The 23994-nt window shown below is 69.6% G+C and carries 23 protein-coding genes; 3 read left to right on the top strand and 20 right to left on the bottom strand.

From position 1 onward, the window contains the following. Positions 1 to 179 precede the first annotated feature (179 nt). Genes H0B54_RS19985 through H0B54_RS19975 form a run of 3 tightly spaced genes read left to right on the top strand, consistent with a single transcriptional unit; the run spans position 180 to position 2463 of the window. Positions 180 to 485 carry an STAS domain-containing protein gene (locus H0B54_RS19985; RefSeq protein WP_094305171.1) on the top strand — a complete coding sequence of 102 codons (306 nt, stop codon included), beginning with the start codon at positions 180 to 182 and terminating at the stop codon, positions 483 to 485. Positions 486 to 492: 7 nt separating this feature from the next. Further along, on the top strand, positions 493 to 1284 hold the full coding sequence (locus H0B54_RS19980) for an ATP-binding protein (protein ID WP_188261786.1): 792 nt from the start codon (positions 493 to 495) through the stop codon (positions 1282 to 1284). A 21-nt stretch (positions 1285 to 1305) separates the two neighbouring features. Continuing rightward, positions 1306 to 2463, top strand: coding sequence for a PP2C family protein-serine/threonine phosphatase (locus H0B54_RS19975; protein ID WP_188261785.1), 1158 nt, complete (start codon positions 1306 to 1308; stop codon positions 2461 to 2463). A gap of 80 nt (positions 2464 to 2543) precedes the next feature. Here the strand turns inward: H0B54_RS19975 and H0B54_RS19970 are convergent, their stop codons facing one another. From H0B54_RS19970 to H0B54_RS19875, 20 genes are all read right to left on the bottom strand, one after another. Beyond that, positions 2544 to 3119 (bottom strand): DedA family protein, encoded by a 576-nt coding sequence (locus tag H0B54_RS19970; protein ID WP_246472638.1) that lies wholly within the window; start codon positions 3117 to 3119, stop codon positions 2544 to 2546. Positions 3120 to 3374: 255 nt separating this feature from the next. Next, entirely contained in the window at positions 3375 to 3827 is a 453-nt protein-coding gene (locus tag H0B54_RS19965) for a hypothetical protein (protein WP_188261783.1), read from the bottom strand. A 114-nt stretch (positions 3828 to 3941) separates the two neighbouring features. Beyond that, positions 3942 to 4397, bottom strand: coding sequence for a putative toxin-antitoxin system toxin component, PIN family (locus H0B54_RS19960; protein WP_188261782.1), 456 nt, complete (start codon positions 4395 to 4397; stop codon positions 3942 to 3944). A 24-nt stretch (positions 4398 to 4421) separates the two neighbouring features. Next, on the bottom strand, positions 4422 to 5612 hold the full coding sequence (locus H0B54_RS19955) for a PP2C family protein-serine/threonine phosphatase (RefSeq protein WP_188261781.1): 1191 nt from the start codon (positions 5610 to 5612) through the stop codon (positions 4422 to 4424). Then, positions 5609 to 6805, bottom strand: a complete 1197-nt coding sequence (locus H0B54_RS19950; RefSeq protein ID WP_188261780.1) for a fused response regulator/phosphatase — start codon at positions 6803 to 6805, stop codon at positions 5609 to 5611. Before H0B54_RS19950 ends, H0B54_RS19955 begins: the two co-directional genes overlap by 4 nt. After that, complete coding sequence (locus tag H0B54_RS19945; RefSeq protein ID WP_188261779.1) at positions 6805 to 7533, bottom strand: ATP-binding protein; 729 nt, start codon at positions 7531 to 7533, stop codon at positions 6805 to 6807. The genes H0B54_RS19950 and H0B54_RS19945 overlap by 1 nt, the downstream gene beginning before the upstream one ends. 5 nt (positions 7534 to 7538) lie before the next feature. After that, positions 7539 to 7844 carry an STAS domain-containing protein gene (locus H0B54_RS19940; RefSeq protein WP_014241675.1) on the bottom strand — a complete coding sequence of 102 codons (306 nt, stop codon included), beginning with the start codon at positions 7842 to 7844 and terminating at the stop codon, positions 7539 to 7541. 113 nt (positions 7845 to 7957) lie between these two features. Continuing rightward, the gene (locus H0B54_RS19935) at positions 7958 to 9124 is read right to left on the bottom strand and encodes a methyl-accepting chemotaxis protein (RefSeq protein ID WP_188261778.1); all 1167 of its coding nucleotides are present in this window, start codon (positions 9122 to 9124) and stop codon (positions 7958 to 7960) included. An 11-nt stretch (positions 9125 to 9135) separates the two neighbouring features. Beyond that, positions 9136 to 10200: a protein-glutamate methylesterase/protein-glutamine glutaminase gene (locus H0B54_RS19930; protein WP_188261777.1), complete on the bottom strand. Its 1065-nt coding sequence runs from the start codon at positions 10198 to 10200 to the stop codon at positions 9136 to 9138. 3 nt (positions 10201 to 10203) lie between these two features. Continuing rightward, a complete protein-coding gene (locus H0B54_RS19925; RefSeq protein ID WP_014241672.1) occupies positions 10204 to 10830 on the bottom strand; it encodes a chemotaxis protein in 627 nt (208 codons plus the stop codon). A gap of 3 nt (positions 10831 to 10833) precedes the next feature. Next, complete coding sequence (locus H0B54_RS19920; RefSeq protein WP_188261776.1) at positions 10834 to 11742, bottom strand: CheR family methyltransferase; 909 nt, start codon at positions 11740 to 11742, stop codon at positions 10834 to 10836. After that, entirely contained in the window at positions 11739 to 14309 is a 2571-nt protein-coding gene (locus H0B54_RS30295) for a methyl-accepting chemotaxis protein (RefSeq protein WP_188261775.1), read from the bottom strand. The genes H0B54_RS19920 and H0B54_RS30295 overlap by 4 nt, the downstream gene beginning before the upstream one ends. A gap of 272 nt (positions 14310 to 14581) precedes the next feature. Then, positions 14582 to 15139: a chemotaxis protein CheW gene (locus H0B54_RS19910; RefSeq protein ID WP_109072098.1), complete on the bottom strand. Its 558-nt coding sequence runs from the start codon at positions 15137 to 15139 to the stop codon at positions 14582 to 14584. Between the two features lie 10 nt (positions 15140 to 15149). Beyond that, complete coding sequence (locus tag H0B54_RS19905; protein ID WP_188261774.1) at positions 15150 to 17390, bottom strand: chemotaxis protein CheW; 2241 nt, start codon at positions 17388 to 17390, stop codon at positions 15150 to 15152. A gap of 30 nt (positions 17391 to 17420) precedes the next feature. Further along, the gene (locus tag H0B54_RS19900) at positions 17421 to 17798 is read right to left on the bottom strand and encodes a response regulator (RefSeq protein ID WP_014241666.1); all 378 of its coding nucleotides are present in this window, start codon (positions 17796 to 17798) and stop codon (positions 17421 to 17423) included. Next, complete coding sequence (locus tag H0B54_RS19895; RefSeq protein WP_094305156.1) at positions 17783 to 18094, bottom strand: STAS domain-containing protein; 312 nt, start codon at positions 18092 to 18094, stop codon at positions 17783 to 17785. Before H0B54_RS19895 ends, H0B54_RS19900 begins: the two co-directional genes overlap by 16 nt. A 125-nt stretch (positions 18095 to 18219) precedes the next feature. After that, entirely contained in the window at positions 18220 to 21027 is a 2808-nt protein-coding gene (locus H0B54_RS19890) for a sensor histidine kinase (protein WP_188261773.1), read from the bottom strand. Between the two features lies 1 nt (position 21028). Then, complete coding sequence (locus tag H0B54_RS19885; RefSeq protein WP_094305154.1) at positions 21029 to 21277, bottom strand: hypothetical protein; 249 nt, start codon at positions 21275 to 21277, stop codon at positions 21029 to 21031. Next, positions 21274 to 23481 (bottom strand): 3'-5' exonuclease, encoded by a 2208-nt coding sequence (locus tag H0B54_RS19880; protein WP_188261772.1) that lies wholly within the window; start codon positions 23479 to 23481, stop codon positions 21274 to 21276. Before H0B54_RS19880 ends, H0B54_RS19885 begins: the two co-directional genes overlap by 4 nt. Next, complete coding sequence (locus H0B54_RS19875; protein ID WP_188261771.1) at positions 23478 to 23882, bottom strand: response regulator transcription factor; 405 nt, start codon at positions 23880 to 23882, stop codon at positions 23478 to 23480. The genes H0B54_RS19880 and H0B54_RS19875 overlap by 4 nt, the downstream gene beginning before the upstream one ends. Between the last annotated feature and the right edge of the window lie 112 nt (positions 23883 to 23994).

The raw sequence follows: 23994 nt of genomic DNA, 5'->3' as shown, positions 1-23994 counted from the left end.
CTTCACCGATCATCCGGTTGTACTATCAACATGAGCCTTGCGTCTATGGTGTGTATGGCGTGAAATTTCTCCTTATGATCGATAAAATCGGGGTCTTGGATACTTGAAGCTTGAGAGGGGAGCGGCCTTGCACTACTGTTCGCGGGAGCCGCTTGCGCGGTGCAACACAAGAGGATGTCATGAATTTCCAGGTGCGCCGTTCCTCCGAAACCATCGAGGTGCTGTTGAGCGGCCGGTTGGAGTTCACCGACCATGACAGCCTCCCCGAGGTCGTGGAATTGCTGAACGGCGAGGGCACACGCCGCTTCATCCTGGACATGGATGGGTTGACCTTCATCGACTCCGCGGGGATCGGCATGCTGCTGATCCTTCAGGACGAGGCGGAGCAGCGCAACATCAAGCTGGTCCTCCGCAAGCTGCAGGGCGATGTGCTGCGATCCATCGATCTGGCGCGGATCGGCGAAGTCGTCACCATCGAACGGTGAGCGGGTGATGGACGGTTTCCCCGCCCCCTCCGCCAGCCACCCCCCCGGTCCGGCCGGCGTCGTGCGACCCTTCAGCGTGGTGCGGGGCCGCGTGCCGGCGGACATCGCCGCGCGCGTCGCGGCGCGCTTCGGCCTGAGCGAGACCGGCGGAGGCGTTGGTGACGCCGTCCATGACCAGGCCGCCGCCGCGGTGCTGCTGGCCCAGGCCGACCGGGACATCCTGCGCGGCGCCTTCGGGCTCAACAGTTTCCTGACGGTGGAGTTGACGGAGCGGGAGGACGGGACCGGCGCCATCGACGCCGACTGGTTGGGCGCCCCGCCGGTGGAGCGGGGGTTCTACCTGTCGCTGACCACCGGGACGGCCTATGGCCTGCAATGCGCGGTTCTGGTCTGCGACGAGCTGACCCGGCGCGGCGTGCTGACGCCAGAGCGGCGCGGCAACGTCGAGCTGTGCCTGCACGAGGCCATCGCCAACGCCATCGTCCACGGCAATCTGGGCATTCCCAGCGTGACGAAGGAGCAGCCGGAGGGCTACCGCCTGTTTGGCAAACTGCTGCGCGAACGGCTGGGCGACGGCGCCGTGCGGCAGCGGCGGATCGACATCTTCGCGCGCTGGACCGCCGACAGCCTGTCCATCGCGGTGGTCGACCAGGGCAACGGGTTCGACGCCGCGGCCCTACCGCAGGACACCGACAGCGGCGCCCATTCCGGCCGCGGCTTCGTGTTCATGCGGGCGCTGGCCCGGCGCATCCACGTAACCGACGGCGGGCGCTGCACCCTGCTGCAGTTCGACCTGTAACGGACGGGCGGGGGTCCGCGCATGCCCATTTCACTCGCCGCCAGCCGTGTCCTGATCGTCGATGACAACGAGTTCAACAGGAAGTCGCTGGCCCTGATGATCCGGCGCGCCGGTCTGACCCAGATCGAGGTCGCCGAGAACGGCGTGGAGGGGCTGCGCAAGGTGGAGAGCTTCCGCCCCGATCTGGTGCTGCTGGACGTCAGCATGCCGGTGATGGACGGGCTGGAGATGTGCCGGCGCCTGCGCGAGCGGCTGACCCACGAGGAGTTGCCGATCCTCTTCCAGACCGCTCTGGACAGCGACGAGGAGCAGGTCCGCTGCTTCGAGGCCGGGGGCAGCGACTTCATCTCCAAGCCGATCAAGCCCGGCGAATGCGTCGCCCGCGTTCGCCACCAGCTCGAAAAGCGCAAGCTGTTCACCGACCTTGCCAATTTCCGCGCGCGGGTGGAGCGGGAGCTGAAGCACGCCAAAGCGATGCAACTGTCCCTTCTGCCCGAGCCGAAAGAGCTGGAAGCCGTCGCCGAGCGGTACGAGCTGGTGCTGGACGCCCATTTCGAAACCTCGTCGGAGCTGGGCGGCGATTTCTGGAACGTCTACCCACTGGACAGCCACCGCGTCGCCTTCCTGCTGGTCGATTTTGCCGGCCACGGCATCACCGCCGCCATCAACACCTTCCGCCTGCACACGCTCATCGACCGCTTTCCCATGCATCACGTGCCGCCTTCGGAATGGTTGGCCGGGCTGAACCGGGCGTTGAAGGAGGTGCTGCCGGTCGGGCAGTTCGCCACCGCCTTTTTCGGCATCCTGGACCTGCACACCGACACGCTGACCTACGCCTCGGCCGGAGCGCCGAATCCGGTGGTGGGGATTGCGGGGGAACTGCGGCTGCTCGACTCGGCGGGGTTGGTGCTGGGCGCGTCGCGTCGCGCCGTCTACGCCGACCGCAGCCTTCGCTTGCCGCGAGGGAGTTGCCTGTTCCTCTACAGCGACGCGCTGATCGAATGCAGCGGCCCGGACAACGAACCGATCGGCCAGGATGGGGTCCCCGGCCTGCTGCGCGGCGCCATCGCCGCCAACCGCGCCCGTCCGCTGGGGCCGCTGCTGGAGCGCTTCTACGCCCGCACCAGCGTGCCGCTGCGCGACGACCTGACCGCGGTGTGGATCGCCCGCCGGGCGTGAGGGCAGGCCTGGAAACGAGAAAGGCCGCCGCGGTTGCCCGTGGCGGCCCTTTGCCGATTCTTGAGAGGGGAGGGGCGCCGTTACGCCTGCGTCTCGGACGCTGCGTAGCGGCGGCGAACCCACATCACGCTCTTCACGGCGAAGAGCGTGACGCCGATGCCCAGCGCGATGAGCAGGAGGATCTTCGGACCGTTCTCGCCGATGGCGGCGGCGGCCTCACCGAACAGGTAGCCGGCCCCGGCGAAGCTCCAGGCCCAGATGCCGGCCGCGATGAAGTTCCAGAACAGGAACTTGCGCCAGGGCATACGGGATGTGCCGACAGCCACCGAGGCGATGTTGCGCACCCCGTAGAGAAAGCGGAAGGCCAGGATGAAGCCGACCCCATAGACCTCCAGCCAATGCAGGACGCGGGAGGCGCGGGCCTCCGCCGCCGGGAAGCGGGCCAGCGCCTTGCCGCCCCATTTGCGGCCGATCCAGAAATAGCACTGGTCGCCCATGAAACTGCCGATCCAGACGGCGGCAACCAACCAGTAAAGGTTAATGATCCCCAGATGCGCGCCCATCCCGCCGAAAATGACGAAGGTCTCGCCTTCGAAGAAGGCCCATATGAAGGCCAGGGGATAGAAAGCATCACCCCAATCCTGGAGCCAGGTCATCCAGTCCAAAGCACCCTCCCCGCGGGTCGTTCCTTTTCGGCTCGGACCGCCGGCGATGCGCCAGGGAAACGCAGGCGCAGCCATTGGTCAGGCTTCGGACACATCATTGCACATGAGTGCGTGTCTTGTCGCGCAATCATTCCCGAATCGGGGGGAGGGCGGCGCACAAAGTTGAGGTACGAAACGGTCTATTGTGGCGGGATTATTTTGTTTCCTGACACGTATTCTGTGAATCGGTCAATGCTCGTGACTTGGTCAGCCATCTTCGCCCGACAACTCGCCGACCGCCTGCCGGGCGGCGCGCAGCAGCAGAGGATTCGGTTCGGACAGGCCGCCCTCTCCTTCTTCCTCCTCCCACGTCCCCGCCCCTGCCCCCGGAGCGGCGCGGCGCTTCAACTCGCGCGCGGCTTCGATCAGCAGATGGGCCAGCTTCTGGTCGGGCAGGGCCTGCGCCAGCGCCCGCAGCTCCGCGTTGGTCAGGGCCGCAGGGTCGAAGTCAGCGCGCGGGGCCATCGGGACGGGCGGTGGCGGGACGAGCGCGAGGGTCATGGGCGGCGGAGTCGACAGGGCCGACGGTGACGGAACATCCTCCCGCACCACGTCGACGGCCACCGGCGCCGCCACGGTGGTGGCGCGGGACCGGCGCGCCGGCTTGCGCGCCCGCTCCGTCTCGGGCAGGCTGTCGAACAGGAGAGGTTGCGTGCTCATCCGGTCACCCGCGATCCGTTCACCGCTAGTTTGCGAAGTGTTCTCTTTTCATTCTAGAGAACGAAGGCCGGAAGTCGAGTGGAAACTTTTCGGGCGGACCCGTGAAACGCGGAGTCAGCCGATCGCGTCCAGGAACCGCTCGGGGCGCAGGATGCGTGTGCGACCCACTCGGCGCACCGACAGAAGCTGCCGGTCAACCGTCACCAGCCAGTCGGCGTCGGCGGCCAGCGCCACCGCCAGGAACATGTCGTCGTCAGGGTCACGGCACAGCCGCTCCACCGGAACGGGCTCGACCCGCCGGGCCTCCGCGGCGAAGGCGGCCAGAAAGGCGGCGCGCTCCCCGGCCGGGCGGTAGCGGTCGAAGTCCGGGCGCATCAACACCTCCCGCAGCTCCGCCAGGGTGGCGTCGGAGATGAAGGCGGTTCCCCGCGCCCGCACCGCCTCCACGCTGCGCAGGATGGCCAGGCTGCGGCGGGGCACCTCGGCGCCCAGCAGGGCGTAGCCGACGAGGATGTTGGTGTCCAGGACGGCGCGGAAGGGTTGGGCAGCGTGTGGGGGGGTAGAGGTCATGCGACCGTCGGTTCCATGGGCCGGTCAGCCCTTGCGGGTCAGCAGCAGAGCGGTCAGGTCGTCGTCGATCGGGCCGACGGCGCGCAGGCGGTCCAGCAACCCGTCGAGGAAACGGGCGCCGTCCGTCTCGCCCATCCGCTCGGCGACCAGGGCGGCGAGGCCCGGCTCGTCCAGAACGTCGCTGCCCACCGGGATCTCGATGGCGCCGTCTGAATAAAGGAACAGCCGCCCGCCGGGTGACAGGGGGAGGGAGCGCTCCTCATACTCCGCTGAGGCCAGCAGGCCGAGCGGCAGGCCGGCGCTGTCGCCCAGCTGCGGCGCGGCGTCGCCCGGCGCCCAGACCATCGGGCGTGTGGAGCCGGCGGAAGCGTAGACGAAGCGGTTCTCCGCCGGCTCGATCACCCCAGCCAGCATGGTGGCGAATTGCCCGTTGGGAAGCAGCGCGCACAGCCGCCGGTTGACGGTGGACAGGAACTCGCCCGGGGTCAGGCCGGACACGTCCATCTGCTGGCAGATCGCGTGCAGACGGAAGGTGTTCAGCGCCGCCCCGACGCCGTGGCCGGAAAAATCGACCATGTAGAGCATGGTCCGGCCCTGTCCCTGGCCCGGCGCAACGGCGTCGTGACGCAGGTCCCAGAAGTCGCCGCCCAGCTCCGACGAGGGGGCGAAATGGGCGGCGATGCCCACCCCCGCCGCGGCTTCCACCTCGGCCAGCCGCTCCGGCGAGGGCATCAGCCGTTCCTGCATCTTGCGGGCGAGCGACAGCTCGCTTTCCGTCCGCTCGTGGAAGCGCTGGAGATCGTGCAGGAGGGCGCGGTTCTGCAGATGGATGCGCACGCGGGACAACAGCTCGACCGCGTTGATCGGCTTGGTCACATAGTCGGTGGCCCCGGCGGCAAAGGCCTTGGCGCGGTCCTCCGCCCGGTTCAGGCTGGATTGCACCAGAACCGGCAGATCCTTCCAGGCGGGAATCGCGCGCAGCCGCCGGCACATCTCGAATCCATCCAGGTTCGGCATCATCAGGTCGAGCAGGATCAGATCGGGCCGGAAGCTGTCCAGCCGGGCCAGCGCGTCGTTGCCGTCCTCCGCCATGTCGATGCGCGTGACGCCGCCGCGTTCCAGCAGGGCCTGGAGCAGGTGCCGGTTCACCCGGTTGTCGTCCACCACCAGCACGCGGGCGGTTTCAAGCCCCGGAACTTCCGGCAGGTCGTTCATCGCGCACCCCCACGCCCGATCCAGACCAGCGTATGGTCGTCGAGCGGCACGTCGCCCTGGGCGGCGGCGAGCGCCGCGGTCACCGCCGCGAAGGCGCCGCCGCCGCCATCATCGCCGTCGGCCAGTGCGTTCTGGACGGCGGCGCTCTGCAGCAGGGCGGCGAAGCCGCCGCTGCGCCCGCCCAGCGTCTCCAGCACGGCGGTCGAGTGCAGAACCAACGCCGAGTCCGGCGGGAAGGGCAGGCTGCGCTCCTCGTAGCGGGTGCCGGCGGCGACGCCCACCGGCTGGCCGGCCCCCTCGCCGAAGACCAGCGCCGCGTTGTCCGGGGGGATCGGGGCAGGCCGGATCAGGATCGGCGGGGCCGCCGCCGCGGCCGCGTAGGTGAAACGCTCCGCCGCGCCGTCCACCACGCCGTAGATCACCGTGGCGTGCTGCCCAAGCTCCAGCAGGCAGACGGCCCGCTCGTTCAGTTCGGTCAGAAAGGCGCCGGGCCGCTCGCCGAGATGGGGCGCCAGCTCGTGGATCAGCGTGTGCATGCGGAAGGCGTTCAGCGCCGCCGACACGCCACGCCCGGCCATGTCCAGCAGGAACAGCCCGAATCGGCCCCCCGCCAGCGGCAGCACCCCCCAGAGGTCGCCGCCCAGGTCGAAGGACAGCGCCGTGTGCGACCGCAGCGTCACCCCCGCGCTGTCGGTCAGCGCGGCGCACAGCGCCGGGGAGGGAAGGAGATGGTCGTACATGGAGCGGGCCATCGCCAACTCCCCCTCGACCCGCGCCCGGTAGGTCTGGAGGTCGCGGATCAGCACCCGGTTCTGCAGGTGGATGCGCACGCGGGCGACCAGCTCCGTCCGGTCCAGCGGCTTGGAGATCAGGTCGGTGGTCCCGGCGGCGAAGGCCCGGTTGCGGTCGTCGCTGGACGACAGGGCGGTCTGCACCAGCACGGGCAGGTCGGCATAGGCGTGGTCGGCACGCAGACGGCGGCACACTTCGAACCCGTCCATCCCCGGCATCATGATGTCGAGGATCAGCAGATCGGGCGCGTCCGCCGCGATCTGGGCCAGCGCGTCGAAGCCGTCCTTGGCGTAGGCGACGTTCTGGAAGCCGGCTTCGCCGAGCAGGGCGCCGATCAGTGTGCGGTTGAAGTCGGTGTCATCCACCACCAGGATGCGGCAGGCGGCGATGGCGTCGTCCATCAGAGGGGAAACCTCATGCGGATGCGGCGCCCGCCGTCGAGAAGCTGAAGCTCCTCGACGATGGCGGCGATCAGGTCCAGCCCGCGGCCCGAGGCGCCGTAGTCGATGCGCTCCGGCCGGGCGAAGCCGGTGCCCTCGTCGGCGACCTCCACCACCGCGCAGGCGCTCTCCAGCCAGGCGGCGACCTCGATCCGGCGGTCCGCGAAGGCGGGGTCGGCCATGCGCGCCGCCAGATCGTGGGAAAAGCGCTCCAGCGCCTCCACGCTCAGCCCCTTCATGCCTTCGACCTGAAGGTTGCCATGGACCACCGCATTGCTGATCGCCTCGTGCAGCGCCAGCTCCATGTCGTCGCGCTGGGCCTCCGGCATGGGGTGGAGGGCGGCCAGCCCGTTCAGGACACGCCCGGCCAGATGCAGGCGGTTGGCCGACACCGTCGTCACGCAGGCGAACAGGTCGGCGCGGGCGGCGCGGCGCGCGGCCTCGACGATCTGGGCGTCGGACAGGCCGGCGACTTCGATCCAGGCGCCAAAGGGCCGCTGCCAGAACTCCGGAGCCTCCACGGCGCCGGCGTCGCCCACCAGAAGCAGCACGGAGGCGCCGAACTCCTCCCCCGCCGGGGAGCCGGGCCGCCGGGGCGGAAGCCGAAGCGCAGCCGACAGCCGGTCCAGCCGGTCGGCCGGCACGCCCAGGCCTTGCAGGGCGGCGACGCGGGTGGGGGACGGGACCAAGGGGGTCAGTCCTCGATCGTGACGATCTTGTTGAGCTGGGCCACGGTCAGCACGCGCTTGACCTGCCCGGCGGCGGAGCGCAGGACGAGCTGCTTGTCCGCGTTCGCCATTTCCTCCCGCGCGATCAGAAGCATGCCGATTCCCGCCGAATCGACGAATTCCAGCGTGGAGAGGTCGAGCACCTGCCGCTTGGCCTTGTTCTGCAGCATCTCCCGGATCAGGGCGCGCAGCTTGGCGTGGTCGTTGAAGGTCAGGCGACCGCGCAACCGAACCAGGGTCTCCTGCTCCTTGTCCTCAATTCCGTAGTCCATCGGTCCGGTGTTCCTGAAGGGTGTTCCTGAAGGGGCATTGGCGCGGGTGGCCTTTTACGGACCACGCCAGAATGGAGCAAGACAGGCCGGGGATTCCAGAAAATCCCTCGGCTTCAGAAAAGTTCGATGTCGCCGCCGGAACTGTCGTCCTGGCCGGCATCGACGTCAAGGACGCCATGCTCGTCCAGCGCCGTCCCTTCCAGCAGCAGACGGCGCACGAAGCGCTGGCGCATCTCGCTCAGCTTGAAGCGGCCCAACAGCTCGTCGAGCCATTCCTGCGGAACCTGCGGCCCCAAGGAAGCGGGCATTTCGACGCGGGTGCGGTTTTCCAGCTCGTTCAGCCCTTCCGCCATGATGGCGAGGCTGTCGTTGATGGCCTCCAGCCGCTGCTTGGTCAGGTCCTGGAACTGCATCCCGGTGACCATGCGGCTGATGGTGGCGGACATGTCCGACGACACGGTCGCCGCCGTCTCCAGCACCGCCTGGAAGTGGTTGGTCTGGTCGACCAGGCTGTCCATGGTCTTGTCCACCCGCTCCTTGGCGAGCATCTGGGGGGACATGTCGGTGTCGGCGATCTGGCGCAGGATGTCGTGGCCGTTGCGCACGCCCTTGACCACCGCGGTGACCTTGGAGCGCATGCGGTCGGCCAGCGCTCCGGTGGAGCGGGAGAGGTGGCGCACCTCCTGCGCGACCACCGCGAAGGTGCGGCCGGCCTCTCCGGCGCGGCTCGCCTCGATGGTGGCGTTCAGCGCCAGGAAGTTGGTCTGGCGGTTGATGGCGTCGATGTCGCCGATCGACTTCTCCAGCTCCGCCACGTCCTTCTGCACGTCGTCCAGCAGATAGACCATGCTCATGGCGTGGCGGGACAGTATGACGATGTTGGAGATCATGTCCGCGATCATCTGCTGCATGCCGGTGACGAGCTGGTCCATCGGCACCCGCTCACCGTCGATGGAGACGGAGCCGGCCATGCCGACGATCTGCTCCACCCGCTCCGACTGCTGCATGGCCTTCTCGGCCAGCTCGCGGAAGCGGTGGGAGAGGTCCAGCGTGGCGTCCTCGACCGTGGACGAGGTGCGCGTCAGCTCGTGCTGCACGGCCTCCAGCGTGCGGCGCTGGATGTCGGCGTAGCCCATCCAGGTCGCCAGAAGCTCGCCGGTGACCGCGATCTTCTCGCCGATCTCGGGCAGGCTGTGCACGGGAGCGCCATCGTCGGGAAGGTCCGGCTTCTCCGGTTCCGGTCCGGCTTCCAGGCGGGGCGCGCGGCCGTAGAAAGACATGGTGCTGCTCCTCAGTTCGCGCGCGTGCGGTGATCGCCGATGGCGTCGAACGCGCGCAGCATCTCGGCCGGTATCTGCGCCAGCGGCAGTTCGACGGCGACCGCCCCGGCTTCCCGGGCGGCGCGCGGCATGCCGTAGACGACGCAGCTCGATTCCTGTTCGCCGATGGTATAGGCCCCCGCGTCGCGCATCGCCAGCATGCCGGACGCTCCGTCGCGGCCCATGCCGGACAGGATCACCCCCACCGCGTTCGCCCCCGCCGCCTTGGCGACGGAGGAGAACAGCACATCCACCGACGGGCGGTGGCCGCTGACCGCCGGCCCGTCCTGGATGTGGCAGGAGTAGCCCTGGGCGTCGCGGATCACCATCAGATGCCGGTCGCCGGGGGCGATGTAGACCTTGCCCTGGACCAGCCGGGCGCCCTGCGTGGCGACCTCCACCGACGGCGGGGAGATGCGGTCGAGCCGGGCGGCGAAGCTGGGGACGTAGCTGGGACCCATATGCTGGGTGATGACGATGGGCGGGCAGTCGGCGGGCATGACGGACAGCACGTCGCGGATGCGCTCCACCCCGCCGGTGGAGGCGCCGATGGCGATGAAGCGGGTGCCCGACCCGGCGCGGCGCGGCGTCTGAAGGGGCGAGGCCGCGGGCTTGGGCCGCCGCATCGACAGGCGGGCGGTGGCGGCGATGCGGATCTTGCCGACCAGCTCGTGCGCCATCGCCTCGAAACCGTGGCCCTCCGAGCCGTCGGGCTTGGCCACGCAGTCCACCGCGCCGATCTCCAGCGCGCGGATCGTCGCCTCCGATCCCTCCTGGGTCAGGGAGGAGACCATGACGACCGGCGTCGGGCGCAGCGTCATGATCTTTTCCAGGAAGGACAGCCCGTCCATCCGCGGCATCTCGACGTCCAGCGTGACGACGTCCGGGTTGGTCCGCTTGATGACGTCGCGCGCCTCGTAGGGGTCGCGGGCGACGCCGACCACCTCGATTCCGGGCTCCTCGGAGATGATGGCCTTCAGCATCTCCCGCATCAGGCTGCTGTCGTCCACGATCACGACGCGGATGGAGCGTGTCATGGCTCAGTCCTCCCCGAACAGTTCCACGTCGCCCTCGATCGGCTGGTGCCGCAGGCTGGAGCGGAAATGCAGTTCCTGGTTCGCCGTCTCCGACAGCGCCTCGGGCCGCAGCATCTTGCGCATGGCCTTGCCGGTGTGGGGAAAATAGTGGATGCGCCGGGCCGAGGCCCCGCCGAGATCCTGGCCCATCAGCTTCAAGCCCTCCCGCCGGACATAGTCGAGCGCGAAGGCAGCGTTGCGCTGGCCGACGTCGAAGCTGGAGTCGATGACGCGGGCGCCGCCGAACAGCTTCACCTCCAGCCGCCCACGCTGGGCGCCGCGGGCCAGCAGGTCGTTGATCAGCCGCTCCATGGCGACCGAGCCGTAGCGCGCCGCCGCCCCGGTGCCGGCGTCCTCGGACTCCGGCACCTCGGGCAGCAGGAAATGGTTCATGCCGCCGATCGCCGTCGCCGGGTCGTGGACGCAGGCGGCCACGCAGGAGCCCAGCGTCGTCACCATCATCACGTCGGAGCGGTCGCTGACCAGATGATGGCCCAGGAAGACCTTCATCGTGTGGGCGCGGAACTGCGGGTGGAAGTAGCCGCCGGTCTGCCGCGCCTCCGCCGCGCGGCGGCTTGCGAAAGCGGTCATGAGTCACAGCCTCCGGTAGATGGTGGGGCCGGTCTGGCGGAAGCGGTCCGACACGCCGTAGAGGCTCTCCGAATGGCCGAGGAACAGGTAGCCGCCGGGCTCCAGCATGCGGGCGAAGTTGCCGATGACCTGGGTTCGCCCGACGCGGTCGAAATAGATCAGCACGTTGCGGCAGAAGATCGCGTCGAACGGCCCCTTCATGGGCCAGTGCTCCAGCAGGTTCAGCGGCTTGAAGGTGATCAGCCGCTTCAGCTCCTCCTCCATCGCCACCATCGGCTCGCCGCCCTCGCGCTGGCGCCGGGTGAAGCGGTCGCGCAGGGGAGCCGGGATGCTGTTCGCCAGATCGGCGGGATAGACGCCGCGCCGGGCGGTGTCGACCATGTGGGTGTCGATGTCGGTCGCCAGGATGCGGGCGTCCCAGCGCCGCAGTTCCGGCCCGAAGCTGGAGGCCAGAACCATGGCGATGGTGTAGGGCTCCTGCCCGGAGGAGCAGCCGGCGGACCAGATGCGCAGCCGCGGATGGGAGGATTCCCCGGCGTGGCGCGCGCGCATCTCCGGCACCGCGGTCTTCGCCAGGAAGTCGAAATGGTGCGATTCGCGGAAGAAGCTGGTCAGGTTGGTGGTCAGGGCGTTGACCAGGAAGCCGACCTCGTTCGCCCCCTCCTCGCTCTCCAGCAGGGCGCAGTAGCTGTCGAAGTCGGTCAGGCGCAGGTCGCGCAGCCGCCGGGCGAGGCGGGAATAGACCATCTCGATCTTGTGCGGGGCCAGCGCGATCCCGGCGAGCTGGTAGAGCATATGGGCGATGAAGTCGAAGTGCCGCCGCTCGAACGGGAACTCCCGCCGGCCCGACGTCGCCGGGGGAACGGCGCCGCGGTCGGCCGTGTCTGGGGTAGGGTTGGGGGCCGTGCTCATGCCGCCCGTCCGCGGGCCAGCTCGGGCGCGCCGTGGGTCTGGCCGGCGTCCAGGGAGAAGAAGGCCATCTGCTGGCGCAACTGCCCGGCCTGCTCCTCCAACGAGCGGGCGGCGGCGGTGCTTTCCTCGACCAGCGCGGCGTTCTTCTGGGTCATCTCGTCCATCTGGGCGACGGCGGTGTTGACCTCGTCCAGGCCGGACGCCTGCTCGGCGGTGGCGCGGGCGATCTCCGACACGAGGTCGGCGACCCGCGCGATGCCCGCCACGATGTCGGTCAGCGACGACCCGGCGGAGCGGACCAGCTCCACCCCGTCCTTGACCTGCGCCCCGCTGTCCAGGATCAGCGTCTTGATCTCCTTCGACGCCTGGGCGGAGCGCTGGGCGAGGTTGCGCACCTCCTGCGCCACCACGGCGAAGCCGCGCCCGGCGTCGCCGGCCCGCGCCGCCTCCACCGCCGCGTTCAGCGCCAGCAGGTTGGTCTGGAAGGCGATCTCGTCGATCACCCCGATGATGTCGGAAATCTTCTGCGACGAGCGCTCGATTCCGCGCATCGCCTCCACGGCGCTGGCGGCGACCTGACCGCCCTTCTCGGCGGTGCGGCGGGCGTCGTTGGCGAAGGCGTTGACCTGCTGGGCGTTGTCGGCGTTGGAGCGGACGGTGGCCGCCAGTTCCTCCATGCTCGCCGCCGTCTCCTCCAGCGAGGAGGCCTGCTGCTCGGTGCGCTCGGACAGGTCGAGGCTGCCGTCGGCGATCTCGCGGCTGGCCGCGGCGATGGATTCGGCGGCGCCGTTGATGCGGCGGACGATCTCCGACAGCTTCTCCGCCGTGCCGTTGAAATCGTCCTTCAGGCGCAGGAACACGCCCTCGTACGGCTTGTCGATGCGCCGCGACAGGTCGCCCTGCGACAGCGATTCCAGCATCGCGGCCAGATCCTCGGTCACGCCGGAGACGTTGGCGGCCAGCCGGTTCATGCCCTCGCTGACCAGCCGGAAGAAGCCGGTCTTGCCGTCGAGCCCGATCCGCTGGGAGAAGTCGCCGCGCACCGCGCTGTCCACCATGGCGGCGATCTCCGCCTCGATGGACAGCTCGGCGGTCAGGTCGCGCCATTCGACGACGAGGCCCAGCTTCTCGCCGTGGCGCCCGGCGACCGGGCTGGCGGTGATCTCGAAGCTGCGGCGGCCCGCCTTGACCATGCCCTTGTAAGGGCTGGAGAGGCCGCTCAGGCTGGAGCGCAGGCGCGGGGCCTCGGTGTCGAGCGCGTCGAGAGTCGTCCCGATCAGCCCGGCGGCGTCGAAGGCGGGCAGTGCCTTGCGCAGGTCGGCTTCGGCGGCCTTGAACATCGCGAGCGCGGCGGCGTTGCAATCGGTGACCGTCCCGTCCTCGCCCACCGTCATGATGCAGGACGACACGCGGTCGAGCGCGATCCCGGCCCGCACGGCGGTCACCGCGTCCTCCTTGAAGGCGGCGACGGCGCGGGCCATCGCGCCCAGCTCGTCGCGCCCGTCGGTGTGGGGGACGGTGACCGACAGATGGCCGTCGCTGAGGTCGGTCATCACCTTGCGGATGCCCTGAACCGGGCCGGTGATCGAACGGGCGATGACCTGGGCGGCGCCGATGCCCAGCAGCAGCGACAGGCCGCCCAACAGCAGGGCCAGCAGGACGCTGTTCTCCACCTCGGCCTCGGCGCGGGTCTCGATTCCCTTCTGCTCGGCCTCGATGGCGGTGGCGATGGAGTCCAGCGTCGCGGTCAGGGCGGTGACGATCTTGGCGACGATCTCGGCGCGCAGGCGGTCGATCTCCCTGTCGGCGGCGACGGCGTCGCGGAAGGCGGTGCGGTAGCCCGGCGCCCGCTCCGCCACCTCGCGCAGCAGCGCGGCCACGCGGGGTTCGGTCAGCAGGGCCTGCGCTTCGCGCACATGCTCCAGCATCTCGTCCAGGTTCTTTTCCATCGGCCCCGCGGCGGCGGCGTCGCGCATGCCGAGCGCCCGGTTGGCGAAGAGGCGGCTCAGCACCCAGTGCTTCTCCATCTCCTCCCCGACCAGGGCGGCGTCCTTGTCGCCGGTGGCCCGGGCGCCCTCGACGATGCGCTCCAGCGTCGCAGTGATCTGGGTGCCCAGCGGGTCCATGGTCTGGCGGATGGCCGCGTCGTAGCGGTCGCGGACGACGCGGATCGCCTCGAACTGGGTGTGGTATTCGGTGTGCAGCCGCGCCAGCTCGGCGAAGGCCGCCGCCTGGCTGGAGCGCTGGATGGCCGCGCCGTGGGCGGCCAGCGCCTGATCGAACTCGGCGCGCAGCGCGCGCTGGCGGTTGAGCGCGGCAGGATCGCCGGACACCAGATAGTCGCGCCCGTGGATGCGCTGGTTGGCGAGGCGGGCCGAGAGGTCCTTGGCGAAGGTGGCGAGTTCGCCGCTGGAGAGCACCGTGTCGACGCTGCCGTTCAGGCTGCGGATGCTCAGCAGGCTGGCGGCCACCTGGGCGGCCAGCAGGGCGAGCAGGAGCGCGAAGGCCAGCCACAGCCGCTTCGAGATGCCCATCGCCCCAACGAACGAACCGACCCCTTTCGCCATGCCATCCCCCTTGCCCGCCGTGTCGTATCGGCTTTAGCCCTTATTTGAAACAAACCCGTGTGAAAAGCCGCGACATGACGCACCCCTGTGTCGCTGCTTTTGATGCCCCCTTCCCCTCTGGGAAGAGGGTTAGGGTGAGGGGGGTGCGCGTGTGCCGGACGCTCCGCCACGCGCAACCCCCTCACCGTTTCTTAGCGGATGCCAGAGGCATCCGCCTGCCGCGTCAGCGCAAACGAAGTTTGCGCGTGAGGGGAGGGGAGAGGGCTATCCAATCAGGACGCCCGCTCCAGCGCCGGCAGAGCCTTGGTCGCCGAGTCCAGCTCGCTGTTCTCGACGGAGAACAGCTTCTCGACGCTCAGCAGGGTGACCATGCGGTCGTCGGCGGTGTAGAGGCCGCTGAGATACTCGGCGTCGACCATGCCCCCGTCCACGTCGGGCGGCGGCTTGATGGCGTCGTGGCCGATCGCCAGGATGTCGGAGATGGCGTCCACCAGGATGCCGCGGGTGCGTTCCCCCACCTGGATCACCACCACGACGTGGCGCTTGGTGACCGACGTGGCGCCGCCGCCGAAGCGGGCGCGCAGGTCGAAGATCGGGATGATGATGCCGCGCAGGTTGATGACGCCCCGCACGTAGTCCGGCAGGTTCGGCAGGCGGCTTTCCGGCGTCCAGCCGCGGATCTCGCGGACCGACAGGATGTTGACGCCGTACTCCTCGCTGCCGACGGTGAAGGTGACGTACTGCTCCTCGGCGGCGTTGACCGCCATGACGTCGTTTCGGGCGTCGGTGCGGGTACCGCCGACGGTGGCGAGCGCGGTGGAACTGCTCATCGCTGTGGCCTCAGACCGGTTCGAGTGCGGGTGCGGGCAGCGCGGCCACCGGCGAAGACGGCGGACGCGGCGCCCTGGAATCCATGTGCCGGCTCATCTCGCGCAGGCCGGCGACGTCCAGGATCAGGGCGACGCGACCGTCGCCCAGGATGGTCGCGGCGGCCACGCCGTCGAGGCGGCGGAAGTTCGCTTCCAGGCTCTTGATGACGACCTGCTGCTGGCCCAGCACCTCGTCCACGACGAGGCCGAGGCGGGCGCCGTCCTCCGTCTCCACCAGCACGACCAGCGCGCGGGTGGGGTCGGCGACGGCGCCGGGAATGCCGAACAGCTGGTGCAGGTAGACCAGCCGCACATACTCGCCGCGGGCCATCATCACGTCGCACTTGCCGACCAGCCCGTGCAGGTCCGCCGCCTTGGGGCGCAGGCTCTCCACGATGTTGGTCAGCGGCAGGACGAAGCGCTCCTCGCCGACCGAGATCACCATGCCGTCGAGCACCGCCAGGGTCAGCGGCAGCGACAGCACGAAGCGCGAGCCCTCGCCCGGCGTGGAGTAGACGCCGATGCGCCCGCCGAGCGAGGTGATGTTCCGCCGCACCACGTCCATGCCGACGCCGCGGCCCGACAGGTTGGACACCTGATCGGCGGTGGAGAAGCCGGGCAAGAAGATCAGGTTGTCGATCTCCTCGTCCGACAGGGTGGCGCCCGGCTGGACGAGCCCCTTCTCGATGGCCTTGGACAGCACCTTGGGCCGGTTGATGCCGCGTCCGTTGTCGGTGATCTCGATGACGATGCGGCCCGAGCGGTGCTGCGCCGACAGATGCACGGTGCCGGCGCGCGGCTTGCCGACGCGCTCCCGCTCCTCCGGCCCCTCCAGCCCGTGGTCGATGGAGTTGCGGATCATGTGGGTCAGCGGATCGACGAGGTTCTCCACCACCGTCTTGTCCACCTCGGTCGTCTCGCCGCTGGTGACGAGCTGGACCTCCTTGCCGGTCGTGGCGGCGCATTCGCGGACCAGCCGCGGCATGCGGGAGAAGACGCTCGACACCGGCTGGGCGCGGATCGACATCACGCTTTCGCGCAGCTCGCGGGTGTGCTGGGCCAGCTGCTCCAGCCCTTCCAGAAGCTCCTGGAACTCGCCGGGGGGCAGCTCGCGCACATGCTCGGCGATCATCGCCTGGGTGATGACCATCTCGCCGACCATGTTGACCAGCCGGTCGATCTTGTCGAGATCGACGCGGATGGTGTGGCTGGTCAGCCCGGCATGCTCCGCCCCGCCGCCGTTGGGGCGCGGGCGGGCGGCCTCGGCTTTCGGAGCGTCGGCCCCTGGCGTTTTGGGGGGCGCTTCGGGGGTCGCAACAGCCACCGCCGGCGGGGCCGCAGCGGCGACGGGCACCGGATCGGTGACGGGGGACGTCCCGGAGGAGACGGGCGGCGGGGCCTCCGCGGTGATGCGGATGTCGCAGTCGTCGGCCACGAACTCGAAGACGTCGTTGATCTTGTCCAGATCGACGTCCGCGTCGGCGATCAGCGTGACCGTCCAGGAGAGGTGGAGAAGCTCCGCCTCCAGGTTCTGCAGGGTGGGCAGGGCGTCGGTGTGGCATTCGACGGTGGCGTCGCCCAGCCGGCGCAGAGCGCGCAGCATGAAGGCCGGCTCGTTGCCCGACATCAGCAGGTCGGACCGCGGCCGGAAGACGATGGTCCAGCGCAGCTTGCCGGGGGGAACCGGGTCCTCTTCCGCACGGGCGGCGGCGATGGCGGCCATGGCGTCGCCGAACAGGCCGGCCTCGTCGTCCTCGTCGTCGGCGTAGACAGGGGCGGGTGCCGGTGCGGAGGGAACTGGCGCCGGAGCCTGAGCTTGCGGAGCACCGCCCGACAGATGGCGGCGCAGCGCAGCCACTGTGCCGTCGGTGGTCCCCGCCGGGGCGGGGTCGCCCTCCCGCGCGTAGGCCAGCATCTGGCCCAGCAAGTCGTTGGCGCGGATCAGCGTGTCCACCAGCTCGGTCGTGACGGGGACGGTGTTGTTGCGCACCCCGTCCATCACCGTCTCGAACTCGTGCGCGAAGGCGACCAGCTCGGTGAAGCCGAAGGCGCCGCCGCCGCCCTTGATGGAATGGACGGCGCGGAAGATGGCGTTGACCTCGTCGGAATCGACCTCGCCCGGTGTCAGCCGCAGCAGGCCGGCCTCGGCGACCTCCAGCAGCTCCGCGCTTTCGTCGAAATAGGTTTGCTTGAACCGGCTCAGGTCTTCCACGGGCGCCCCCTCACAAGCCAGGACGCGGCGTCAGCCGCACACCTTCTGCACGACGGAGATCAGCTTCTCCGGGTTGAAGGGCTTCACGATCCAGCCGGTCGCCCCCACCGCCCGGCCTTCGGACTTCTTCTTCTCGTCGGCCTCGGTGGTCAGCATCAGGATGGGCAGCGTGCGGTGCGCCGGGGTGGCGCGCAGGCGGCGGATCAGGGTCAGCCCGTCCATCACCGGCATGTTCAGGTCGGTGATGACAAGGTCCACCTTGTTGGCGCCGATGACGCCCAGCGCCTGCTGGCCGTCGGCGGCCTCGACCACGTCGTAGCCGGCGCCCTTCAGCGTGAAGGAGACCATGTCCCGCATGGTCCGCGAATCGTCGACGGTGAGTACCTTCTTCTTCACGCTTGGCTCCATTGCTTCAACCAGCCGTCCAGTCCCAGATCCTCACAGGCTTCCGCCAGGACCTCGGACGGCTGGGCGATGGCGAACGTACGGTTCTGTTCGGCGGCGTGCCGGGAGGCGACCACGAGCGCCTGGACGCAGGCGGTGCTGACCCGCTCCACGGCCCCGGCTTCGGCGACGACGGTTCCGGAGGCGGCGAAGCCGGCGCGCAGGCTGTCCAGCAGGGGCTGCGCCATGGCGAGGTCGAGGTCGCTGGGCAGGCCCAGCCGCACCGTTCCCCCCTCGTCGCTCCACTTGATCAAAGTCACCGCCCGTCTCCTTGCAACCCGACCGGGCAACGCCCCGTCCGGGAGACTGTTCATGTCCAGCATTTGGTAAAAAACCTGCCTGAAACACGTATAAGGATTCGTTAAGGCAACTGGACTGACCTGTGTCAACCGGAGCGCGTTCCAGCTGTGCGGTCTGGTTCTTTCGCGGTTTGATCGTTTTGTGACACGGCGGCCCCGCCTGTTCCTGCCGCACCTGTTCCCGCCAGTGGAACGGTGAAGGCGAAGGTGGCGCCCTTGCCGGGGGCGCTGTCCACCCAGATGCGGCCGCCGAGATGCTCGACGATGCGCTTGCAGATGGCCAGCCCCAGCCCGGTGCCCTGCGGCTTGTCGGTCATGGTGTCGCCGACCTGCCGGAAGCGGTCGAAGACGATGGCCTGATGCTCCGCGGCGATGCCGGGACCGCTGTCGGTGACGGACACGCGCAGGTGGTCGCCTTCCGCCACCACGGACAGCGAGGCCTGCCCGCCCGCCGGGGTGAATTTCGCGGCGTTGGACAGCAGGTTCACCGCCACCTGCACCAGCCGGTCGTGGTCGCCGCGCACCGGCGGCAGGCCGTGCGGGATGGCGACGGCCAGCGCGATGCCGCGCTCGTGGAACAGCCGGGCGGTGGCCGCCGCCGCCTGCTCCAAGGCGGCCCCCAGATCCATCGGGCGGACCTGCCAGTCGATCTCCCCGGCCTCGATCTTCGCCATATCGAGAACCTGATTGATGAGGCGGGTCAGACGCTCGCTCTCGGTGATGACGAGGCCGAGGAACTCCTGCCGCTGCTCGAGCTCGATGTCGGGGTTGTCGTGCAGCACCTCGGTCAGGGCGCGGATGGAGGTCAGCGGCGTGCGCAGCTCGTGCGTCACGGTGGACAGGAACTCGTCCTTCAGCCGGTCCAGCTCCTTCAGCCGCTCGTTGGCGGCGCGCAGCGCGGCCGACGCGCGCTGCAGCTCCGCCGTCCTGTGTTCGAGCTGGCGGCTGTACTCGATGACGTGGCTGGTCTCATCCAGCATCCGCATCAGCTCGGGGTAGCTGACCTCGCCGCCCTCCACCGCGGAGGCGAGCGCCACCCGCGCGGAGGCGGCGCCGATCGCCCCGGCGAGCAGCCGCTCGGCGAAGCGCACAAGCTCCGCCCCGGCCCGGCGGTCCGGCTCCAGCGGCCCGTTGCGGCGGACATGCTGGGCGAAGGCGGCCTCCGCCCGCTGCGGGCCGAGGAAGCGCGCGACGATCCGTTGCAGGTCGCCGACCGTGGCGGTGCCGCGCCACGCGTCGGCGGGCAGTGGGGTGTCGCGGTGCTGGAACACCTCCACGAAGGCGGTGGCCTGCGCCCGCTCGCCCAGGCCCGGCCGGTCGAGCAGGGAGACCACGACGTAGAGGCCGATGTTGAGCAGCATGCTCCAGAACAGCGCGTGGGTCAGCGGGTCCATGCCGTCCAGCCCGAACAGGGCGTAGGGCCGCAGCAGGGCGACGCCCCACGGCCCCTGGTCGATGAAGGCGGCGGGCAGCCAGCCGGACCGCGCGAAGCTGGGCAGCAGCAGCGTGTAGGCCCAGGTCAGGATGCCGGCGCTGAGGCCAGCCAGCGCGCCGCGCCGGGTCGCCCCCGCCCAATAGACGCCGCCGATCAGCGCCGGGGCGAACTGCGCCACCGCCGTGAAGGAGATCAGGCCGATGGCGCTCAGCGCATAGGCCGAGCCGGCGATGCGGAAATACAGGTAGCCGAGCAGCAGGATCGCCAGGATGGCGGCGCGCCGGATGGTCAGCAGCAGCGGCGACAGGTCGTGCAGCCGCTCCAGCCGGGCGCTGCGGGCGCGCAGCAGCAGCGGCATCACGATGTCGTTGCACACCATGGTGGACAGGGCGATGGCCTCGACCACGATCATGCCGGTGGCCGCCGACAGCCCGCCGATGAAGGCCAGCAGCGCCAGCCAGTCCTCCCCGGCGGCCAGCGGCAGTGCCACCACGAACATGTCCGGGTCCACCGCCCGGTCGGGAAAGCGCATCAGCCCGGCCACCGCCACCGGCAACACGAACAGGTTGATCAGCAGCATGTAGAGAGGGAACAGCCACAAGGCGCGGGTCAGGTGCCGCTCGTCCACATTCTCGATCACCGTCATCTGGAACTGGCGAGGCAGGCACAGCACCGCCGCCATCGACAGCAGCGTCATGGTCAGCCAAGACCCGTCCGCCAGCGCCGGGGCGGACGTGAAAAGGTTGCGGATCTGCGGATGCTCCGCGGCTTTGGCGAACAGTTCGGCCGGACCGTCGTGCAGCCCCCAGACCACCACCGCGCCGACCGCCAGGAAGGCCACCAGCTTGACCACGGATTCGAAGGCGATGGCCGCCACCATGCCTTCGTGATGCTCCGCCGCGTCGATGTGGCGCGTGCCGAAGATGATGGCGAAGGCCGCCATGACGACCGCAACGTAGAAGGCGTTGTCCAGGACGACGGGCAGGGACAGGCCGCCGGTGGCGCCGGAGGGGTCGGTCCCCCACAGCACGTCGAAGCTGACCGCCACGGCCTTGAGCTGCAAGGCGATGTAGGGCGTCACCCCGATCACCGCGGTCAGCGCCACCAGCCCGCCCAGCCCCTGGCTGCGCCCGTAGCGGGAGGCGATGAAGTCGGCGATGGAGGTGATGCGCTGCGCCTTGGCGATGCGCAGGATCTTGCGCAGCACCAGCGGCCCCAGGAGCATCAGCAGGGTCGGCCCGAGATAGATCGGCAGGAAGCCGATGCCCAGCGACGCCGCCCGCCCGACCGAGCCGTAGAAGGTCCAGGTGGTGCAGTAGACCGCCAGCGACAGCGCGTACACGTACGGCGAGGCGATGACGCTGCGCCCGGCGTCCGCCCGCCGGTCCGCCCACCAGGCGATGGCGAAGAGGAGGAGCAGGTAGGCGAAGCTGGCGGCGACGATGGTGGGCCAGGGCATGTCAACGCCCCCTGCGTTCCAGAAGCACCGCCGACAGCGCGATCACCCCGCCCCACACCCCCAGGGCGTACACGTACAGCAGGGGCAGGCCGAACAGCGTGTCCCCGGCGCCGAAGACGCGCAGCAGCGGCGGGTTGAAGGCGACGACGCCGAACAGGAACAGCGCGATCAGGCGGTCGGCGCCCGCCCGGCGCGGTGGAGGGGGCGCAGAGGGCGGGGTTGCGGGTTGCGGGGCGGGTCCCCCGGTCAAAAGGCGCGCTCCCGCGCCGCCAGCTCGACGATGATGTTGGCGCCGCGGATGGCGTCGTCGAGCGTGCGGACGTCCCGTTCCTTGAGCATCTCGACCATGCGCAGGAAGACCGCGGCGGTGACGAGGCTGTCGCCCAGCGCCGTGTGCCGGTCCACCACCTCGATCCCCAGCCGTTCGGCGATGCCGTCCAGCGTGTGGTCGCCGCCCTCGCCGAGCAGCATCCGCGACAGCAGCATGGTGTCGAGAACCGGGCTGTCGAACCGCACGCCCGACGCCCGTTCCTTCATCTTCAGGAATTTCAGGTCGAAGGCGGCATTGTGGGCGATCAGCACCGCACCCGATACGAAATTGCGGAACTGCGGCAGCACCTTGTCGATGGTCGGCTTGTCGGCCACCATTGCGTCGGTGATGCCGTGGAAGGGAATCGATTCCGGCGGGATGGTCCGCTTTGGGTTGACCAGCGTGTTGAAGGTCTCGCCGGTCAGGATGCGCCCGCCGACGACGCGCACGGCGGCGATCTGGATGATCTCGTCGCCGGTGCTGGGGGAGAGGCCCGTCGTCTCGGTGTCGAAGACCACGTAATGGAGCTGGTCGAGCGGCGTGCGGCCAAGCTCGCTGGTCGCCAGCGGCTGGTGCAGCAGGTTGAAGTCGAAGAATTCCGGCCGCGCCCCGCCGCGCGCCGTCGTGTGGGCGGAGGGCGGCTTCAGCGCGGGCGGCAGCGGCACGCGCAGGCGCGACAGCAGCTCGCCTTCCGATCCCGGCCCCTTCACCGGCTCGCTCCACATCGTGCTCTTGTGGTGCTGGAGCACGTCGCCGACCGTCAGCCCGCCCAGCGCGTCGGGCAGCGGGTGGTCGAGCCAGCTGTCCACGATGCCGCTGGGCACCGACGGGCCGCGCCATGTGATGTCCAGATAGACCCAGCTGTCCCCGGCCTCCACCGACAGGTCGTAGGCGGGAACCCCGGTCAGCGCGTAGACGTATTCGATCAGGTAGCCGAACAGGATGACGAGGCTGTAGCTGTCGCCGTGCACCCATTGCGGCAGGCCGGTCAGGGTCACGCCGTACTGCGCCTCCGGCCCCACCCGATGGCGGATCAGGTTGATGAGGTTGGTGGAGTGGATGTCGCTCATCGGCCAGGAGCCGGTGACGACGCTGCGGTACGCGTTGGTGACGCGGGCCAGCCGCTCCGACAGGGTGTTGGAGGAGTCCATCAGCGCGGCCTGGAAGGCGGCGCGCTCCTCCGGCCCCAGCTCCGGCGTGTCGTCCAGCGTCTCCAGCACGGCGCGCAGGTTGGCGATGGGGGCGCAGAAGCCCTCCGTCGCCTCGCGCAGCAGGGCGTCGCGCTGGCCGAGCGCGGCCAGCTCACTGGTCGCGTCCGACAGCGTGATAACGTACCCGGTGATGGCCGGCGACTCGTCCGAGCCCTCCGGCGGGTCCTGCAGGATGGCGCTCATGCGCCCGGCCAGGAGAATGCGGCCGTCCGTGGTGGCGCCGACGAACTGGGCGGTGGTGCCGTGCTCGTGGTTGACGTGCCGCCCCTCGCGCACGCGCAGGGTCAGCCGCTCCAGCGTGTGGATGACCGGCTCCGCCACCACGAAATGCAGCAGGGAGCGGCCCAGCCCGAGGTCGCCGGCCAGATGCAGGATGTCGAGCGCCGTCTGGTTGTAGAGAAGGATCTGGTGCTTCAGGTTGCAGACCAGGACGCCTTCGTGCAGGTCGCGCAGGACGGCGGCCAGCCGCGTCTTCTGCTCCTCCGCCTTGGCGGTCGACTCCGCAACGGTGCGCGCGGTGTCGCGGCGGGCGGCGGCCAGCTTGTCCGACAGCTCGTTGACCGCCTTGGCCACCGGGGCGAGATCGCCGTAGCGCGCCAGCGGGATGCGCGCGCCGGCCTTGCCGTCGGCCGCGCCATGGGCGATCAGCCCGGCCTCGCGGCTCAGCGTTTCCGAGGCGCGCAGCAGCCGCCGGTCGACCAGCCCCCACAGGCCCCAGACCCCGGCGGTGACGGCGGCGGTCATGGTGACGGCGTAGGTGACGAAGGCGTTCGGGTCGCCGTTCGCGCTGAAGCCGACCGCGGCCCCCACCGACAACAGGGGCAGGCCGATGCCGGCGGCGCGGAAGGCCAGGGGGATGATCCGGCGCGGTTCCGCCGGAGTGGTTGCCGGAGCGGCGGTTCCGGCACTTCCGGTGGTCGCCGGGGCGCTCATGGCTGAGGCTCCGCGGCTCCGCCCTGGTTGCTTTCGGGGTTCAGGTATTTGCGGACGGTGGTGACGAGGTCGCGGGTCGAGAAGGGCTTGGTGATGTAGTCGGTGGCGCCCAGCGCCATGCCCTTCTGCCGCTCCACGTCGCGGCTCTTGGCCGTCAGCATGATGATGGGCAGGGCCTGGTAGGCGGGGTTGGCGCGCAGCGACTGGCAGACGTCGAACCCGTCGCGCCGCGGCATCATGGCGTCCAGCAGGATCAGGTCGGGCGTGCTTTCCGCAACCGATTCAAGGGCTTCCTCACCATTGCGGGCGATGCGCACGGCAAAGCCCGCCTTCTGCAACAGGACCTGCAGGGAGAGGACGATGCTGGGCTCATCGTCGGCGACCAGGATCGTCGGCTTCATACCAGGGTTTCCTCCGGTTCGCCGGTCTGATGCGCCGGCTTCTTGCGGCTGCGCTTGTTCTAATATGCGTGCCTGTTCAATCCCATGTTAGCGGCAAGGAGAAGGACAGATC

It is taken from the genome of Azospirillum tabaci, assembly GCF_014596085.1.
GTDB lineage: Bacteria > Pseudomonadota > Alphaproteobacteria > Azospirillales > Azospirillaceae > Azospirillum > Azospirillum tabaci.
Note: the sequence above shows the minus strand (reverse complement) of the source record. Positions and strands in the feature narration are given on the sequence as shown.

What these genes read in the sequence shown, in the direction of transcription:
- H0B54_RS19900 (WP_014241666.1), bottom strand. Translation starts at nt 17,798, where the DNA reads ATGGAGCCAAGCGTGAAGAAGAAGGTACTCACCGTCGACGATTCGCGG.
- H0B54_RS19880 (WP_188261772.1), bottom strand. Translation starts at nt 23,481, where the DNA reads ATGAGCGCCCCGGCGACCACCGGAAGTGCCGGAACCGCCGCTCCGGCA.
- H0B54_RS19975 (WP_188261785.1), top strand. Translation starts at nt 1,306, where the DNA reads ATGCCCATTTCACTCGCCGCCAGCCGTGTCCTGATCGTCGATGACAAC.
- H0B54_RS30295 (WP_188261775.1), bottom strand. Translation starts at nt 14,309, where the DNA reads ATGGCGAAAGGGGTCGGTTCGTTCGTTGGGGCGATGGGCATCTCGAAG.
- H0B54_RS19925 (WP_014241672.1), bottom strand. Translation starts at nt 10,830, where the DNA reads ATGACCGCTTTCGCAAGCCGCCGCGCGGCGGAGGCGCGGCAGACCGGC.
- H0B54_RS19890 (WP_188261773.1), bottom strand. Translation starts at nt 21,027, where the DNA reads ATGCCCTGGCCCACCATCGTCGCCGCCAGCTTCGCCTACCTGCTCCTC.
- H0B54_RS19930 (WP_188261777.1), bottom strand. Translation starts at nt 10,200, where the DNA reads ATGACACGCTCCATCCGCGTCGTGATCGTGGACGACAGCAGCCTGATG.
- H0B54_RS19980 (WP_188261786.1), top strand. Translation starts at nt 493, where the DNA reads ATGGACGGTTTCCCCGCCCCCTCCGCCAGCCACCCCCCCGGTCCGGCC.
- H0B54_RS19960 (WP_188261782.1), bottom strand. Translation starts at nt 4,397, where the DNA reads ATGACCTCTACCCCCCCACACGCTGCCCAACCCTTCCGCGCCGTCCTG.
- H0B54_RS19950 (WP_188261780.1), bottom strand. Translation starts at nt 6,805, where the DNA reads ATGGACGACGCCATCGCCGCCTGCCGCATCCTGGTGGTGGATGACACC.
- H0B54_RS19875 (WP_188261771.1), bottom strand. Translation starts at nt 23,882, where the DNA reads ATGAAGCCGACGATCCTGGTCGCCGACGATGAGCCCAGCATCGTCCTC.
- H0B54_RS19955 (WP_188261781.1), bottom strand. Translation starts at nt 5,612, where the DNA reads ATGAACGACCTGCCGGAAGTTCCGGGGCTTGAAACCGCCCGCGTGCTG.
- H0B54_RS19940 (WP_014241675.1), bottom strand. Translation starts at nt 7,844, where the DNA reads ATGGACTACGGAATTGAGGACAAGGAGCAGGAGACCCTGGTTCGGTTG.
- H0B54_RS19985 (WP_094305171.1), top strand. Translation starts at nt 180, where the DNA reads ATGAATTTCCAGGTGCGCCGTTCCTCCGAAACCATCGAGGTGCTGTTG.
- H0B54_RS19920 (WP_188261776.1), bottom strand. Translation starts at nt 11,742, where the DNA reads ATGAGCACGGCCCCCAACCCTACCCCAGACACGGCCGACCGCGGCGCC.
- H0B54_RS19910 (WP_109072098.1), bottom strand. Translation starts at nt 15,139, where the DNA reads ATGAGCAGTTCCACCGCGCTCGCCACCGTCGGCGGTACCCGCACCGAC.
- H0B54_RS19965 (WP_188261783.1), bottom strand. Translation starts at nt 3,827, where the DNA reads ATGAGCACGCAACCTCTCCTGTTCGACAGCCTGCCCGAGACGGAGCGG.
- H0B54_RS19970 (WP_246472638.1), bottom strand. Translation starts at nt 3,119, where the DNA reads ATGACCTGGCTCCAGGATTGGGGTGATGCTTTCTATCCCCTGGCCTTC.
- H0B54_RS19935 (WP_188261778.1), bottom strand. Translation starts at nt 9,124, where the DNA reads ATGTCTTTCTACGGCCGCGCGCCCCGCCTGGAAGCCGGACCGGAACCG.